The organism is Enorma timonensis (assembly GCF_000321165.1).
GTDB lineage: Bacteria > Actinomycetota > Coriobacteriia > Coriobacteriales > Coriobacteriaceae > Enorma.
The window spans coordinates 1-15310 of sequence record NZ_CAPF01000019.1 but is presented as its reverse complement, the minus strand read 5'-3'; the positions used below and the strand labels follow the sequence as shown (position 1 = coordinate 15310).

General features: G+C 68.6%; 14 protein-coding genes, 2 tRNA genes and 1 other RNA gene. 10 read left to right on the top strand and 7 right to left on the bottom strand.

The window, feature by feature from the left end:
- Window positions 1-288 precede the first annotated feature (288 nt).
- Both BN423_RS11840 and BN423_RS02460 read left to right on the top strand, forming a co-directional pair.
- Window positions 289-1356: a sporulation protein YpjB gene (locus BN423_RS11840; RefSeq protein ID WP_019238693.1), complete on the top strand. Its 1068-nt coding sequence runs from the start codon at window positions 289-291 to the stop codon at window positions 1354-1356.
- 89 nt (window positions 1357-1445) lie between these two features.
- A complete protein-coding gene (locus tag BN423_RS02460) occupies window positions 1446-2126 on the top strand; it encodes a PspA/IM30 family protein (protein WP_019238692.1) in 681 nt (226 codons plus the stop codon).
- 134 nt (window positions 2127-2260) lie between these two features.
- On the opposite strand, the gene BN423_RS02455 is transcribed toward BN423_RS02460, so the two are convergent.
- Complete coding sequence (locus tag BN423_RS02455; RefSeq protein ID WP_019238691.1) at window positions 2261-2788, bottom strand: nitroreductase family protein; 528 nt, start codon at window positions 2786-2788, stop codon at window positions 2261-2263.
- A 199-nt stretch (window positions 2789-2987) separates the two neighbouring features.
- On the opposite strand from BN423_RS02455, the gene fucO reads away from it, so the two are divergent.
- From fucO to BN423_RS02430, 5 genes are all read left to right on the top strand, one after another.
- A complete protein-coding gene (gene fucO, locus BN423_RS02450) occupies window positions 2988-4148 on the top strand; it encodes a lactaldehyde reductase (protein ID WP_019238690.1) in 1161 nt (386 codons plus the stop codon).
- Window positions 4149-4285: 137 nt separating this feature from the next.
- Window positions 4286-4659: RNase P RNA component class A (rnpB, locus tag BN423_RS10985), an RNA gene on the top strand.
- A 264-nt stretch (window positions 4660-4923) separates the two neighbouring features.
- On the top strand, window positions 4924-5976 hold the full coding sequence (locus BN423_RS02440; RefSeq protein ID WP_019238689.1) for an inorganic phosphate transporter: 1053 nt from the start codon (window positions 4924-4926) through the stop codon (window positions 5974-5976).
- A gap of 72 nt (window positions 5977-6048) precedes the next feature.
- A complete protein-coding gene (locus BN423_RS02435; protein WP_019238688.1) occupies window positions 6049-6672 on the top strand; it encodes a DUF47 domain-containing protein in 624 nt (207 codons plus the stop codon).
- On the top strand, window positions 6672-7313 hold the full coding sequence (locus BN423_RS02430) for an IMPACT family protein (protein ID WP_019238687.1): 642 nt from the start codon (window positions 6672-6674) through the stop codon (window positions 7311-7313). Before BN423_RS02435 ends, BN423_RS02430 begins: the two co-directional genes overlap by 1 nt.
- Window positions 7314-7368: 55 nt before the next feature.
- On the opposite strand, the gene BN423_RS02425 is transcribed toward BN423_RS02430, so the two are convergent.
- Window positions 7369-7824 (bottom strand): C-GCAxxG-C-C family protein, encoded by a 456-nt coding sequence (locus tag BN423_RS02425; protein WP_019238686.1) that lies wholly within the window; start codon window positions 7822-7824, stop codon window positions 7369-7371.
- A gap of 305 nt (window positions 7825-8129) precedes the next feature.
- Between BN423_RS02425 and BN423_RS02420 the strand changes: the two genes are divergently transcribed.
- Window positions 8130-9410, top strand: a complete 1281-nt coding sequence (locus BN423_RS02420; protein WP_019238685.1) for an O-acetylhomoserine aminocarboxypropyltransferase/cysteine synthase family protein — start codon at window positions 8130-8132, stop codon at window positions 9408-9410.
- A gap of 125 nt (window positions 9411-9535) precedes the next feature.
- Here BN423_RS02420 and BN423_RS02415 read toward each other — a convergent pair whose 3' ends face one another.
- From BN423_RS02415 to BN423_RS02400, 4 genes are all read right to left on the bottom strand, one after another.
- Complete coding sequence (locus BN423_RS02415) at window positions 9536-10516, bottom strand: diacylglycerol/lipid kinase family protein (protein ID WP_019238684.1); 981 nt, start codon at window positions 10514-10516, stop codon at window positions 9536-9538.
- 56 nt (window positions 10517-10572) lie between these two features.
- The gene (locus BN423_RS02410; RefSeq protein WP_019238683.1) at window positions 10573-11943 is read right to left on the bottom strand and encodes a chloride channel protein; all 1371 of its coding nucleotides are present in this window, start codon (window positions 11941-11943) and stop codon (window positions 10573-10575) included.
- A gap of 153 nt (window positions 11944-12096) precedes the next feature.
- A tRNA-Gly gene (locus BN423_RS02405) sits at window positions 12097-12170 on the bottom strand.
- A gap of 3 nt (window positions 12171-12173) precedes the next feature.
- Window positions 12174-12250: transfer RNA gene (locus tag BN423_RS02400), tRNA-Pro, on the bottom strand.
- Between the two features lie 218 nt (window positions 12251-12468).
- On the opposite strand from BN423_RS02400, the gene BN423_RS02395 reads away from it, so the two are divergent.
- Window positions 12469-13131 (top strand): rubredoxin-like domain-containing protein, encoded by a 663-nt coding sequence (locus BN423_RS02395; RefSeq protein WP_019238682.1) that lies wholly within the window; start codon window positions 12469-12471, stop codon window positions 13129-13131.
- Complete coding sequence (locus tag BN423_RS02390) at window positions 13128-13838, top strand: 4Fe-4S binding protein (RefSeq protein WP_019238681.1); 711 nt, start codon at window positions 13128-13130, stop codon at window positions 13836-13838. The genes BN423_RS02395 and BN423_RS02390 overlap by 4 nt, the downstream gene beginning before the upstream one ends.
- Window positions 13839-13898: 60 nt before the next feature.
- On the opposite strand, the gene BN423_RS02385 is transcribed toward BN423_RS02390, so the two are convergent.
- Complete coding sequence (locus tag BN423_RS02385) at window positions 13899-15269, bottom strand: aldehyde dehydrogenase (protein WP_019238680.1); 1371 nt, start codon at window positions 15267-15269, stop codon at window positions 13899-13901.
- Window positions 15270-15310 lie beyond the last annotated feature (41 nt).

The window sequence follows — 15310 nt, the reverse complement described above, 5'->3', positions numbered from 1 at the left end:
CGCCCCGGAGCCCGCGCCGGTCGCCGACCCCTTCGCGCCGCTCGATAACTTCGGCGTGGACGACCTGGACTAGGGCCTGCCCCGACAATTCGATTCACCTGAAGAGCCCCGACCCCCGTCGGGGCTTTTTGAGTCATTGGGGACGGGTTCATTTGACTCATTGAGTCATTGGGGACGGGTTCGATTGACTCATGCCTGCCAGGGCTCGGCGCCGGGCATCTTGTCCGGGCGCTCTGGCATAATACAGGGCAGTGATAGCGCGCTCGCGCTCAGGTTGGAAGGAGCACCATGGGCAGGTCTGGCGGCGGAAGGTCCGGCGGCGGGAGCCGTGGCGGCGGGTTCTCGGGCGGCGGTCGCTCGTTCGGCGGGTTCTCCGGAGGCGGGGGACACGGGAGGAGCGCCGGCGGCCCGGGCGGCTTCGGCGGCGGCTTCGGCGGGTTCCGCCCGCCCCGCCCGCACGTGCACGTCGGCGGCGGGAGCTTCTGGCCGTTCATGGCCGGCTACGGCCTCGGGCGCGGCTCCGGATCGGGGCGCGGAACCGGCGGATCCGGCGGTAACGGCTCGGGTGGCGGCTGTGGGTGCGGCTCGGTCATCGCCCTCATCGCGGTCATACTGCTGCTCACGACGCTCTTCGGCATCCTGGGCAGCGGTGTCACCTCGTGCAGCTCGAGCCTGTTCAGCACGGACATCGCCGCATCGACCGTCGCGCGCGAGCCGCTTCCCGCCGGCGCCGCGCAGACCACCTCGACCCACTACCGCGACGAGGACGGCGGCTGGATCTATGACGCGTCCGCGCTCGAGCGCGGCATGCGCGCGTTCTACGACGAGACGGGCGTCGAGCCGTTCGTCTACATCCTCCCCAACGGCAGCGTGACCTCGCCCACCGAGCTGGGGAACATGGCCAACGAGCTCTATGACGAGCTCTTCGACGACGAGGCGCACTTCCTCCTCGTGTTCTGCGACGACGGCCAGGGCTCGTTCAACTGCGGCTATGCCGTGGGCAGCCAGGCCAAGACCGTCATGGACGACGAGGCGGCCGGCATCCTCGCCGATTACCTCGACCGCTACTACGCGGACATGTCGCTCTCGGAAGAGGAGATCTTCGCACGCGCCTTCGAGGACACGGGCGAGCGCATCATGTCCAAGACGACCTCGCCCGTGGTGTACGTCGCCATCTGCGCCGCGGTGGTCATCGTCGCCGCGCTCGCGTACACGGGCGTGAAGAAGTACCGCGCGTCCAAGGAGCGCGAGGCGAAGCGCATGCAGGACGTGCTGAACACGCCGCTCGAGAGCTTCGGAGACTCCGATCTGGAAGATTTGGAGAAGAAGTATTCCGACACGTCCGGCGACGACTGAGCGCGCCGCGCGAAGCGGGTACAAGGGGAGAGACGGTGTAGGGGCACCACGCGGCCGGGCGCACCGGCGTGAGTTCGAAGGAGTGCAACATGGGAATGCTCGATCGTTTCGCCGACATCATCAAGGCGAACATCAACGACCTGCTGGATAAGGCGGAGGATCCCGCGAAGATGGTCGACCAGTACTTGCGCGACCTCACCGAGTCGCTCGCCGAGGTCAAGAGGGAGACCGCCGGCGTGATGGCCGAGGAGACGCGCACGCGCCGCCTGGTCGAGGAGAACGAGGCCGAGGTCGCGAAGTACGACGAGCTCGCGCGCCGGGCGCTCAAGGCGGGCAACGAGGACGATGCCCGCACGTTCCTCGCCAAGAAGCAGCAGCTCGTCGCCAAGGGCGAGAGCCTGGCGCAGGCGGCGGAGGCGGCGCACGGCAACGCGTCCAAGATGCGCGAGATGCATGACAAGCTCGTCTCCGACATCGAGACGCTCAAGGGTCGCCGCGAGGCCATCAAGGCGAAGGTCGCCGTCGCCAAGACGCAGGACAAGGTCAACGCCGTGAGCTCCGCGGGCGATGGAGCCGCTGCGGCCATGAGCGCGTTCGACCGCATGGAGGCGCGCGCCAACGAGATGCTCGACCGCTCGAACGCCATGAGCGAGCTCAACGCCAAGCCGGCCGATTCCGCCGCCGAGTTGGAGCGCAAGTACACCGAGGCGGGTTCCACCGCCGCGGTGGACGACGAGCTCGCCCGCCTCAAGCAGGAGATGGGGCTGTAGCGGGCGCTCGACGCGCGCACCCGGCGCAGCGGGACCGATAGGACGGAACGGGCCGCCTTGCATCGCGTTCGGTGCGAGGCGGCCCGCTGCTATCGGGTGCGATGCGACCAGTGCGCCCGGGCGCACCGTCCTCTCTAGAGGAGGAAGTCCTCGCGGGCGATGCAGCGCGCGGCGCGCTTCTCGGGCGCGGCGATTTCCTCGGCGGGATAGCCAAGCGTGAGCCTGGAGACGGGGAGGACGCCCGCGGGCAGGCCGAACTCCCGGCGCGCGACGTCCGGGTCGAACATGCACACCCAGCAGGTGCCCAGGCCGAGCTCCGTGGCCTGCATCATCATCTGGTCCACGACGATCGAGCTGTCGATGAGCGCGGAGCTCATGCCGTCCGGCTTGCGCACCCAGGCCTCTTCCTCGACGGCGCAGGCGATGAGCACCATGGGCGCGCCGAAGACGCTGCCTTCGCGCTCGAAGCGCACAGCCGCGCGGGCCGCCTTCTCACGCAGCTCGGGCGTGTCGCACACGATGAGCCGGGTGGGATGGTTGTTGTGCGCGGAGGGCGCGATGCGCCCCGCCTCGACGATGGCGTCGAGCACCTCGGGCTCGACGGGGCGGTCCTGGTAGGCGCGGCACGAGAAGCGCGCGCGGGTGAGCTCGCTGAACGACATGGCTGCTTCCTCTCGACGATGGAACGGGTATCACCGGGCATTGTACCCGACGGCCGCGGTCCCGCCGCCCCCGGACTCATTTCCGAACCGTCGCCGCGCAGGGGCGAATCCGGTGCTACCATGGCTCTGTCGGGCGCTGCTGCACGGCTGCACCTGTCCCTATCGTCGTCTGGCCGTAAGGCCAAAGGAAGGAGCCACCATGGCTCAGCGTTTCATGCTCAATGAGACCTCGTATCACGGTTCCGGCGCCATCGCAGAGATCCCGAACGAGATCAAGGCGCGCGGGTTCAAGAAGGTGTTCGTCGCCTCCGACCCCGACCTCGTGAAGTTCGGCATCACGACCAAGGTGACCGACCTGCTCGACGAGGCGGGCATCGCCTACGAGCTCTATTCGGACATCAAGCCGAACCCCACGATCGAGAACGTCAAGCACGGCGTCGAGGCCTACCGCGCGTGCGGTGCCGACTGCATCGTGGCCGTCGGCGGTGGCTCCTCGATGGACACCTCGAAGGCCATCGGCATCATCATCACGAACCCCGAGTTCGAGGACGTGCGCTCGCTCGAGGGCACCGCGCCCACGAAGAACCCCTGCGCGCCCATCATCGCCGTCCCCACCACGGCCGGCACCGCCGCTGAGGTGACGATCAACTACGTCATCACCGACACCGAGCGCATGCGCAAGTTCGTGTGCGTCGACCCGCACGACATGCCCGTCGTCGCCGTCGTCGACCCCGACATGATGGCCACCATGCCCGCGGGCCTCACCGCCGCGACGGGCATGGACGCGCTCACCCACGCCATCGAGGGCTACACCACGAAGGGTGCCTGGGAGATGTCCGACATGTTCCACCTGAAGGCCATCGAGCTCATCTCGAAGAACCTGCGCGACGCGGTGGCCGAGGCGAAGAGCGGCAAGGCCGGCAGCGGCCGCGAGGCCATGGCCCTTGGCCAGTACATCGCCGGCATGGGCTTCTCGAACGTCGGCCTGGGCATCGACCACGCCATGGCGCACACGCTCTCGGCCCACTACGACACCCCGCACGGCGTCGCCTGCGCCATGCTCCTGCCCATCGCCATGGAGTTCAACAAGCCCGTCGTGGCTGACCGCCTGGCCGACGTGGCCGTCGCCATGGGCGTGGACACCACGGGCATGACCACGGACGAGGCCGCCGACGCCGCCATCGCCGCGGTGCGCCAGCTCTCCGAGGACGTCGAGATCCCGAAGGTCTGCGAGGCCATCAAGGCCGACGAGCTCGACCGCATCGCCGACGACGCGCTCGCGGACGCCTGCTATCCGGGCAACCCGCGCGAGGCCGACCACGATACCGTCGTGGAGCTCTTCAAGAAGATCATGGCGTAAACCCTGCACGCCATGCGCCGGGGTCGGCGAGTGCGACCCCATCGGGCGGCCTGCCATGCGGCGGGTCGCCCGTTTTCGTGATGGGCGTTTGACGCCGCCCGCCGGATACGCGTGCCGCGTGCTACAATACCCCCTGCGAAGCGGGCCAGGCGGTCGCGCGCGGGATCGGGCTCGCCCGGTGCCCGCGTGAGGAAAGTCCGGGCTCCACAGGGCAGGATGCTGGCTAACGGCCAGGCGGGGCGACCCGACGGAAAGTGCCGCAGAAAAGAAGACTCCCACCTGCGTGCAGACTCGGCGCGCAAAGGGAAAAGATGAAACGGTGGTGTAAGAGACCACCAGCGTCGCGGCGACGCGGCGGCTTGGTAAACCCCATCCGGAGCAAGCGCGAATAGGGGCGCGATAGGCCGGCCCGGCCTGCGCCCGGGTGGCGTGCGAAGAGCGGCGCGGCAACGCGTCCGCCAAGATAAATGACCGTCCCCGACAGAACCCGGCTTATCGGCCCGCTTCGCCCTTTCGTTGCCGCCCCGCGCCGTGCGGGCGCGCCCTTGGCGGTTCCATGCCCGTTTCTTACGGCCAACATCAGGGAAATGTAAAGCTCTCGTAAGATGTTTTCATGCCATTGCGCGTTTCCGCAGCTCATGAGCCTCTTCTATGCATATGCGCCTTACATTGCGCAGATAATCGCCATCCAAGCATCACTTTCATGTAACGAAACGGTAAAATAGCGGGGATGTTACCTCCGGGCGCGGTGCGCCCTTGGTTGGGGGAGACCTTCTTGGACGTTTCTTTCACACAGTTCGTCGGCCAGGTGCTTTCGAATCCCATCATGGCCGTCACGGTCCTGCTCACGCTCGGCGTCATCTTCGTGAACGGCTGGACCGACGCGCCGAACGCCATCGCGACCGCCGTCACCACGCGTACCATCAGCATCCGGCCCGCGATCATCATGAGCGCCGTCTTCAACTTCCTCGGCGTGCTCATCATGACGATCGTGAACTCGTCCGTCGCCTCGACGATCTCGAACATGGTCGACTTCGGCTCGAACGCCCACATGGCGCTCATCGCGCTGTGCGCGGCGCTGTTCTCGATCGTCGTCTACAGCGTGGGCGCATCGATCTTCGGCATTCCCACGAGCGAGAGCCACAGCCTCATCGCCGGCCTCACCGGCGCGGCCCTCGCCGTCCAGGGCGGCCTCGACGGCGTGAACGGCTCGGAGTGGATCAAGGTCATCTACGGTCTCGTGCTGAGCCTCGTGTTGGGCTTCGCGCTCGGCTGGGGCATCTGCAAGCTGCTGACCATCATCTGCAGGGACATGGATCGCCGCCGCACGAACAAGGCCTTCAAGTACATGCAGATCTTCGGCGCCGCCGCCATGAGCTTCATGCACGGCGCGCAGGACGGCCAGAAGTTCATCGGCGTGCTGCTGCTGGGCGTGGCGTTCGTGAACGGCCAGCCCGAGCTCGCCGGCGCCGTGATCCCCATCTGGCTCATGCTGCTCTGCAGCGTGACCATGGGCGTGGGCACGAGCGTGGGCGGCGAGAAGATCATCAAGTCCGTGGGCATGGACATGGTGAAGCTCGAGACGTTCCAGGGCTTCTCGGCCGACCTCGCCGGCGCCGTCTGCATCCTGCTCTCCACCCTCACGGGCATCCCCGTCTCGACGACCCACACCAAGACGAGCGCCATCATGGGCGTCGGCGCGGTGAAGCGTCTCTCGGCCATCAACTTCTCGGTGGTCAAGGACATGATGCTCACATGGGTGTTCACGTTCCCCGGGTGCGGCCTCATCAGCTTCGTCATGGCGAAGCTGTTCATGATGGTGTTCTAGACCTCGCAAGCATAGACGTGGAGCGCCGAAGGGCGCGGTTCATAGCGAGCTCACGACATATGGGAGGATATCTTGGCCAGGAAAAACGATGCGTTCTACTTCGACGCCTTCTGCACATGCGCGGATTACTCGTGCCAGGCGGCTGAGCTGCTGTCCCAGATCGCGCACGACTTCGATCCCGATGCCCTCGAGGAGCGGATCGATGAGATGCACGCGATCGAGCAGGCGGCCGACGAGAAGAAGCACGAGATCCAGGACGCGCTCGTCACGGCGTTTGTGACGCCCATCGAGCGCGAGGACATCGCGATGCTGAGCGACTACCTCGACACCGTGACCGACCGCATCGAGGGCGTGCTGCACCGGCTCTACTTCGACAACGTCCGCGAGATGCGCCCCGACGCGTTGCGCATGGTCGAGATGATCGTGCGCGGCTGCAAGGTGATGCGCGAGGTCGTGGGCGAGCTGGCGCAGTTCAAGAAGTCGAAGAAGCTGCGCGATTACGTCGTGGAGCTCAACAGCATCGAGGAGGAGGCCGACGCGCTGTACATGCACGCCATGCGCGAGCTGCACACCACGTGCACCGACCCGATCGTCGTGTTCACGTGGCACGAGATCTACTCCTTCCTCGAGTACTGCGTCGATTACTGCGAGCACGTCGCGGATACCGTCGATACCATCGTGATGAAGAACTCCTAGTGGATGCCGAGCGCTATCTGACCCTGCGGGCTGGGTATGAGGCGGTATCGGAGGTCGTCGACCGCAAGAGCCGCTTCATAGCCCAGCTCGTGCATGTCGAGTCCGAGGCGGCGGCGTCCGAGCACATCGCCGCCGTGCGCGCCCGGCATTTCGATGCGCGGCACAACGTCCCCGCGTGGATCCTGGCCGATGGCCGGGAGCGGGCGAGCGACGACGGGGAGCCCCAGCGCACGAGCGGCATGCCGACGCTCGAGGTGCTGCGCGGCGCGGAGCTGCGCGACGTGTGCTGCGTGACCACGCGCTACTTCGGCGGAACGCTGCTCGGTCCCGGCGGGCTCGTGCGCGCCTACACCGCCGCCGCCCAGGCCGCCATCGACGAGGCGCGCGCCGCGGGCGCGATCGTGGAGATGACCATGGTGACCCCGGTCGAGGTGCGCGTGCCCTACGCCGCGTTCGAGCAGGTGCGGCACATGGCCGAGGTCGCTGGCGCGAAGGTCGCGGACGCGGTGTACGCCGAGGACGTCACGCTCGAGCTCACCTTCCATGCGGGGGAGGAGGGGCCGTTCCTCGCGGCACTCACCGAGCGGTTTGCGGGCAAGCAGGACGCCCGCGCCGGCGCCCCGCATTTCGCCGAGTTCTAATGCGGGCGGGCCCGCGTCCCTTCATGCGGGGCGGTGCGCCTGGTCTGGCGGCTCGCTATTCCGCGGGCTCGTGGCGGGCGATGATGTCGATGGCGATCCTCACGGCATCCTCGATGCACCCCGGGCAGCTGCGCAGGGGGCCGTGGTCGCACCCGATGCCCTTGAGCTCGGCGCAGCGGGTCGTGCCGTTCATCTCGCCGAAGCGCTGCACGAGCTCGTGGACCAGGCGGTACGTCGCGACCTTGGTCGTGCCGGACGTCTCGGTGCCGGAGCTGTTGAGGTGGCTCAGCGCCATGACCGCGCCCGAGATGGCGCCGCATGTTTCCTGGTGCCCGCCCATGCCGGCACCGAATCCCTCGGACAGCAGATAGCACGCCTCGAAGTCGGCGCCGACCTCGGGCGCGAGCGCGCACGCGACCGCCTGCGCGCAGTTGAACCCGCGCTCGGCGCGGAGGGCGACGGCGGTGCGGGCGAGGTCGTCGGAACGGGACTGGATGTCAGACGTGGTCATGGGGCTCCTCTCGGTTCGGTGGGCTGCGCGGCGCCGCGGTGCCGTGCGGATGCCATTGTAGCAATCTCCGCGCCCGCGCAGGCGTGGTGGCGATAGGTGTGGCTCGCATCACCTCAGGGCTCCGTCTGCCGTGCCGCGCGGACCGGGCGTATTGGCGCCATGCCCCGCTTCCGGGAGCCATCTTTGTAAAATGCGCTGCGCGGCGGCCCGTCGCGGCGCAACGGCGGTATCCTGTACAGGTTCGATAACGGCGCGGCACGGCGTGACGCCCGCGCGGGCGCCCGGCAACCAAAGGAGGCCAACCCATGGCAGAGCATATCGGAACCACGTGCGTGCAGGGCGGCTACCGCCCCGGCGACGGCGAGCCCCGGCAGATCCCCATCTATCAGTCCACCACGTGGAAGTACGATACCTCGGAGCACATGGGCAGGCTCTTCGACCTCGAGGAGTCCGGCTACTTCTACACGCGCCTGCAGAACCCCACGAACGACTACGTCGCGGCGAAGATCTGCGAGCTCGAGGGCGGCTCGGCCGCCATGCTCACGAGCTCCGGCCAGGCCGCGAACTTCTTCGCCGTCTTCAACATCGCCGGCTGCGGCGACCATGTGGTCGCGAGCTCCGCGATCTACGGCGGCACGTTCAACCTGCTCGCGCACACGCTCGAGCGCATGGGCATCGAGACCACGTTCGTCGCGCCCGATTGCTCTGACGCCGAGCTCGAGGCTGCCTTCAGGCCCAACACCAAGGCCGTCTTCGGCGAGACCATCGCCAACCCCGCCCTCGACGTGCTCGACATCGAGCGCTTTGCCACGGCGGCGCACGCGCACGGCGTGCCGCTCATCGTGGACAACACGTTCCCCACGCCCATCCTCTGCCGCCCCTTCGAGTGGGGCGCGGACATCGTGACGCATTCCACCACGAAGTACATGGACGGGCACGGCGCGGCCGTGGGCGGTGCGATCGTGGACTCCGGCAACTTCGACTGGGAGGCGCACGCGGACAAGTTCCCCGGCCTTACCACGCCCGATGAGACCTACCACGGCGTCGTGTACACCGAGAAATTCGGTCAGGGCGGCGCGTTCATCACGAAGGCGACCTCCCAGCTCATGCGCGACTTCGGTTGCATCCAGAGCCCGCAGAACGCGTTTCTGCTCAACATGGGCCTCGAGAGCCTGCACGTGCGCATGCTCCAGCATGTGAAGAACGGCCAGGCCATGGCCGAGTTCCTGGTCGAGCACCCCAAGGTGCGCTTCGTGAAGTACCCCGGGCTCCCGAGCGACCCGTGGCACGAGCTCGCCCGGAAGTACCTGCCGAACGGCTGCTGCGGCGTGGTGAGCTTCGGGTTCACGGGCGGCCGCGCGGCGGCGGAGGAGTTCATGAAGAACCTCCACGTGGCGCAGATCGCCACCCATGTGGCCGATGCGCGCACCTGCGTGCTGCACCCGGCGAACGCCACGCACCGCCAGATGACGGATGCCGAGCTCGAGGCTGCGGGTGTCGCCCCCGACATGGTGCGCCTCTCTTGTGGCATCGAGGACACGCAGGACCTCATCGACGACGTCGCGCAGGCGCTCGACGCCATCTAAGGCCGCGCAGCCCGCGCGTAAGCGCTATCGAGCCGTAGCCCCATGCCGCAAAAGGGGTTGGACGGAACACGTCCCCAACGAACCCATGGGTTGGTTGGGGACGTGTTCCTTTCAACCCCTTTTGCCTACCGGGGGTCGATGGGGCGCAGCACGGTGAGCGCGCCGGGCAGGATCTCGATGCCGATTCGCGTGGCAGAGAGCTGCTCGCCGTCCGCCTGCATGGGGTAGCCCGCTCCCTCGAGCTCGATGTCGACGCGGCGCGCCCGGGCAAAGCGGATGTAGCGCGAGCCCACGTGATGTCCGTTCTTGGCGCGGAGCAGCAGCGCGAGCGCCGTCACGCGCGTCGCTCGCCCGCTCGCGATGCACACGTCGAAGCGGCCGTCGGTGGGGTCGGCGTCCGGGCAGATCCGGAAGCCCGAGCCGTACGTGGGGCCGAGCTGCACCGCGACGATGAACGTGCGCAGCCGCTCGGGCTCGCCGCCGTCGAGGGCGATCCGCGCGGGGTAGGGCTGGAAGCGCCGGGCGAGCACGTCCACGCCGCTCGCCATGTAGAGCGCCCCGCCGGTGAGCTTCGTCACGTTCCTGAGCTCGTAGGTGCCGATCGCCACCGCCGCGTCGAGCCCGAAGGAGAAGGTCTCGATGAAATACTCGGTCGTGGCCGGCGCGCCGTCCGCGTCGCGCAGCGTGAGCCTGCCCACATCGAAGGGAATCCGCTCGCAGGTGAGGTAGCGGCCGAACCCATCGCCCGTGAAGTCGCGCATCCCGAGCGTGCGGGCGAAGTCGTTGCCCGACCCCACGGGCACGACGCCCAGGGCGGGCCGCTCCGCCGCGGGGATGGCCATGAGGCCGTTCACCACCTCGTGCACGATGCCGTCGCCGCCGAGCGCGAGCACCGCGTCGAAGCCCCGCGCCGCCCGCGCGAGCTCGATGGCATGGCGCGGCCGCTCGGTGTAGACGAGCTCGAACGAATCGCGGTCGTGGTGGTAGAGGGCGAGGAAGCGCTGCAGCTGCTCGGCCGCGCGCCCACCCGATCCGAGCTGGGACGCGGGGTTGGCGATGATGAGCGTGCGCCCGAGCGGGCTCGCCGTGGTCGTTTGGCTATCCATGTGGTTCCTCGTCGGTCGCGTGCGGCATCGCATCTATTATCGCGCAACCGCCAGCCCTACGCATCCCCGTCCTCGAGGCGGTCGTGCCGGGCGATGGCGTCGGCGACGGTGGCGTTCGCGTCCCCTTCGAGCGACCGGCGCTTCGGGGTGATGATGCGTTGCGCGGGGTAGACGCCGCGGTGACCCGCGACGAGGTAGCTCACGAAGGACGCGATGACATAGTAGGGCATCGCCGCCCCGCCGAAGAGGTCGACGCCGAGCATGATGGTCGTGATGGGCACGTTGAGCGCTGCTCCGAAGACGCCGAGCATCCCCAGGGCGGCCGCGAAGCCGCAGGGAAGCCCAGCGAGCGCGGAGAGAGCGCCGCCGAGCGAGGCACCGATGCCGAAGAGCGGCGTGACCTCGCCGCCCTGAAAGCCCGTGCCGAGGGTGAGCGCGGTGAGCGCGATCTTGATGAAGGGGTCGGCGAGGGTCGCGTCGCCCGAGAAGCCGGCCTCGACGAGCCAGGTCGAGAGTCCCGCGTAGCGCTGGAGGCCGAAGAGGAAGTACACCGCGATCAGCACGAGCGAACCCGTGAGCGCCGCGAGCAGGTAGCTCGTGATGCGGTTTGCGAGCACGCGGCGCACCGTGCGGATGGCGAGCGAGAACAGGCGGGCGATGAGGCCGAAGACGATCGCGAGCGCGACGGTGGCCGCGATGGTGCGGGCGTCGAGCGCGGGCGCGGCGCCGATGGCGTACGAGGCGTGCGCGCAGCCGATCGCGCGCGCGATGCCGTCGGCGGTGAACGAGGCGATGAGGCAGTAGATCCCCGAGCTGTAGTTCAGCTTGCCCACGTAGCACATCTCCATGCCGAAGAACGTGCCCGCGAGCGGCGCGCCGAAGACGGCGCCGAAGGCGGCGGAGATGCCGGCGAGCATAAGGTCTTGGTGGTCGCGCGCGCCGAGCCGCGCCGCGCGGGCGGTGTTGTCGGCAATCGTGCCGCCGATCTGGACCGCCGTGCCCTCGCGTCCGGCGGAGCCGCCCGCCAGGTGCGTGGCAACGGAGCAGATGAAGGTGAGGGGCGCCATGCGCGCGGGCACGGAGGCGCCGGTGAGCGCGCTGTCGATGACGAGGTTGTTGCCGCGCGACGCCTGCTTGCCGTGCGTGCGGTACACCCAGGCGGTCGCGACGCCCACCACGGGCAGAAGGAGGAAGGCGGCGATGTGGCGCTCCCGGATGCCCGTGACGATGTCGAGCGAGGTGAGGAAGGCCCAGGCGACGACGCCCATGGCGGCGGACACGACGAGCACGAGCGCGAGCAAGCGGAGACTCTCGCGCATGTTGCGCAGGTCGCGGCGGGTGTCCGCGGCGATGAGCGCCTCCTCGTGCGAGAGGACGCCCCCGAGCGCGCTCGAGACCCGCTCCCGTATCGAAGCGCCTTGCGCCATGTCCCATCCCTCCACTCGAGGCCGCGCCGCGCGTGCCGCCGCGGCCATCCGAAGCACTCAGTATAGCGCCCGGCCTCTTGCGCGGCGCAGGGAAGCCGGGGCATACCAAAAAGCAGGCCAGGCACGCTGCGTTGCCTGACCTGCAGTGGTTCCTGGAGCGGGCGACGGGAATCGAACCCGCGTCATCAGCTTGGAAGGCTGGGGTTCTACCATTGAACTACGCCCGCATATGGTCGGGACGACAGGATTCGAACCTGCGGCATCGTGCTCCCAAAGCACGCGCGCTACCAGACTGCGCCACGTCCCGTGCGTCCGACGCAGCATTATACGGGTTATTCGTGGGCTGGGCAACCGACGCCGCCCGCGCTTCGCCTCGCGTTCATATCGACCGCCCCCGCTTACCGGGGAAATGCTACCAATAACGATACGCTGTCCTAAAAGGCGCATCCGCCTCGTCGTGCGCGGGCATACTTGCAGCAACCGGTGGCGATGCCCGCCACTGCCGCCCCGAGGCGAGGAGGCGCCATGAGATACGTCTGTTCCATCTGCGGATACGTGTACGACGAGGAGGAGGAAGGCGTCCCCTTCGCCGATCTGCCCGATTCCTGGGTGTGCCCGCTGTGCGGGGCGGCGAAGTCGGCGTTCGCGCCGGAGACGGCCGCGCCCGCCGAGCAGCGCGCAGCTCCCGATGCCGCGCCCGCTGCCCCTGCGGAGCTCGATGAGGACGTGCTCGAGCTGCCGCCGCTCGTCCTCTCGGCCATCTGCTCCAACCTCGCGCGCGGTTGCGAGAAGCAGTACCGGGACGAGGAGCGCGCGCTCTTCCAGCAGCTCTCGGACTACTTCGCCGCGCGCTCCCCGGAGGAGCCCGCCGGGGATGGCGCGGCGCTCGCGGGGTTGTTCGCGGACGACCTGGCGCGCGGCTACCCGGAGCTCTCCGCCGCCGCCCGCGCCGCAGGCGACCGCGGCACCCAGCGCATCTGCGTCTGGGGCGAGAAGGTGACGCGCGCCCTCGAGTCGGTTCTTTCCCGCTATGCCCGCGAGGGCGACGCGCTGCTCGAGGGCAAGAGCGTGTGGGTGTGCTCGGTATGCGGGTTCACGTTCATCGGCGAGCGCCCGCCTGAGCGCTGCCCGGTTTGCAAGGTGCCCGCTTGGAAGTTCGACAAGATCGAGGGGAGGTGCGCCGCATGAGCGACGTGACGCGCCTGGCCGTGCGCAACCTGCGGCTGTGCACGAAGGACTGCCTCTGCCTGTACGTGTGCCCCACGGGGGCATCGGATACCGAGGACAGCATCATCGATCCCGAGCGCTGCATCGGGTGCGGCGCGTGCGCAGAGGCGTGCCCGAGCAAGGCCATCTCGCTCGTGCCCCTGGCGTACCCGCCCCAGCAGCCGAAGGCGCCGGCCGTCGTCGCGCGCGCCCTCGAGCTCGCCCGTGCGAAGGCCCGTGAGGAGGCGCTCGCGCGAGCGGGTGTCCGCGCCGCGGAACGCCCGGCCTCCGCAGCGATCATGGCCGCCGTCGAGCGGGCGACGCGTTTGGTGAGCGAGGATCTGCTGCGCGAGGCGGGCTACATGCTCCCGCAGAGCCGCAACGCGCACGAGCTGCTGCGCGGCTGGGTCGCGGCGCCTCCCGCGCCGGATTTCCCCGTGGAGGCGGCGCGCCGCCTGCTCGAGCTCATTCCCGAGAACGAGGGGGACGGACGCGAGGGGGTCGCATCGCAGCAGGTGGGTGAGCATGCCGGTGGGGCGACCGCGGCCGCCGAGGCCTTGGCGGCAGACCCCGTCGGCCAGCGCTACCGCTGCCTGCTCTGCGGCGCCGAGTTCACGGTCGCGGCGGGCGAGGATCCCGTGTGCCCGATGTGCGGCGCGCGGGGCGACTACCTGGAGCGCTGTGACTGATGAGAAGGCGCCGTGATAAAAAGGTGTCTGACACCAATTTATCACGGCGCCGTTGGGCCGCTACCGCAGGAACGTGCGGATGAGCCTGTCCTTCGCCGCCGTGTAGGGCTGGTAGCGCATGGGCAGGTCGATCCAGAGGTACTTCTTCAGGATGCTCTTCTCGTGGCTGAACGTGTCGAAGCTCTTCTTCCCGTGGTAGCTGCCCATGCCGCTCGCGCCCACGCCGCCGAAGCCCATGGAGCTCGTGGCGAGGTGCACGATCGTGTCGTTCACGCAGCCGCCGCCGAAGGGCACGTGGCGCAGGAAGCGGTCCTCGAGCATGGCGTCGCGCGTGAAGAGGTAGCAGGCGAGCGGCTTGGGGCGGCGCTTGATGAACGCCTCGGCCTCCTTGACGTCGCGGTAGGTGATGATGGGCATGATGGGGCCGAAGATCTCCTCGCCCATGACCGCGTCGTCCTCCGTCACGCCGTCGAGCACGGTGGGGGCGATCTGCAGCGTCTCGGCGTTCGCCTGCCCGCCCACGACGACCTTCGCGGGGTCGATGAGCCCCATGAGGCGGTCGAAGTGCTTGCGGTTCACGATCTTGCCCCACTGCGGGTTGTCGAGCGGAGCGGCCCCGAACATCTCCTCGATCTGCGCGCGCACGAGCTTGAGGAACTCGTCGTGCACGCGCTCGTCGACGAGGATGTAGTCGGGCGCCACGCAGGTCTGGCCGCAGTTGAGGTACTTGCCGAACACCACGCGCGCGGCGGCGACCTTGAGGTTCGCGTCCGCCGCGATGACGCAGGGGCTCTTGCCGCCCAGCTCGAGCGTGACGGGGGTGAGGTGCTCGGAGGCCTTGCGCATCACGAGCGTGCCCACCGCGACGCTGCCGGTGAAGAAGATGTAGTCGAAGCGCTCGTCGAGCAGGGCCGCGTTCTCCGCGCGCCCGCCCTCCACGACGCTCGCGAGCCCGGGCTCGAGGCTGGAGGAGATGATGTCGCGCATCACCGCGGACGTGGCAGGCGAGTACGCGCTCGGCTTCACCACGCAGCAGTTGCCGGCGGCGATCGCGCCCACGAGCGGCTCCATCGTGAGCATGAACGGGTAGTTCCACGGGCTCATGATGAGCACGCATCCGTAGGGCTCCGCGATGGTGAAGCTCTTGGCGTGGAAGTTCGCCAGCCCGGTGCGCGCGCGGTGCCGCCGTGCCCAGCGGCGGACGTGGCGCAGCTGGTAGCGCAGCTCGGCGAGCGTCATGCCCACCTCGCACATGTAGCTCTCGGTCGCGGACTTGCCGAGGTCCACGCGGAGCGCCTCGTTGATGCGGTCCTCGTTCTCGACGATCGCGCGCTCGAGGGCGCGCAGCGCCTCGATGCGGGCCTCGACGGGGATGGTGGCGCCGGTGGCGAAGTGCGCCCGGCAGCGCTCGACGGTATCTGCGATGGTCATGATGCTCCTCATGCTCCTAGCGGCGGATGGTGCGGTGGGCG

Coding starts and splice junctions, on each gene's coding strand:
- BN423_RS11840 (WP_019238693.1), top strand. CDS start 289: ATGGGCAGGTCTGGCGGCGGAAGGTCCGGCGGCGGGAGCCGTGGCGGC.
- BN423_RS02460 (WP_019238692.1), top strand. CDS start 1,446: ATGGGAATGCTCGATCGTTTCGCCGACATCATCAAGGCGAACATCAAC.
- BN423_RS02455 (WP_019238691.1), bottom strand. CDS start 2,788: ATGTCGTTCAGCGAGCTCACCCGCGCGCGCTTCTCGTGCCGCGCCTAC.
- fucO (WP_019238690.1), top strand. CDS start 2,988: ATGGCTCAGCGTTTCATGCTCAATGAGACCTCGTATCACGGTTCCGGC.
- BN423_RS02425 (WP_019238686.1), bottom strand. CDS start 7,824: ATGACCACGTCTGACATCCAGTCCCGTTCCGACGACCTCGCCCGCACC.
- BN423_RS02420 (WP_019238685.1), top strand. CDS start 8,130: ATGGCAGAGCATATCGGAACCACGTGCGTGCAGGGCGGCTACCGCCCC.
- BN423_RS02415 (WP_019238684.1), bottom strand. CDS start 10,516: ATGGATAGCCAAACGACCACGGCGAGCCCGCTCGGGCGCACGCTCATC.
- BN423_RS02410 (WP_019238683.1), bottom strand. CDS start 11,943: ATGGCGCAAGGCGCTTCGATACGGGAGCGGGTCTCGAGCGCGCTCGGG.
- BN423_RS02395 (WP_019238682.1), top strand. CDS start 12,469: ATGAGATACGTCTGTTCCATCTGCGGATACGTGTACGACGAGGAGGAG.
- BN423_RS02390 (WP_019238681.1), top strand. CDS start 13,128: ATGAGCGACGTGACGCGCCTGGCCGTGCGCAACCTGCGGCTGTGCACG.
- BN423_RS02385 (WP_019238680.1), bottom strand. CDS start 15,269: ATGACCATCGCAGATACCGTCGAGCGCTGCCGGGCGCACTTCGCCACC.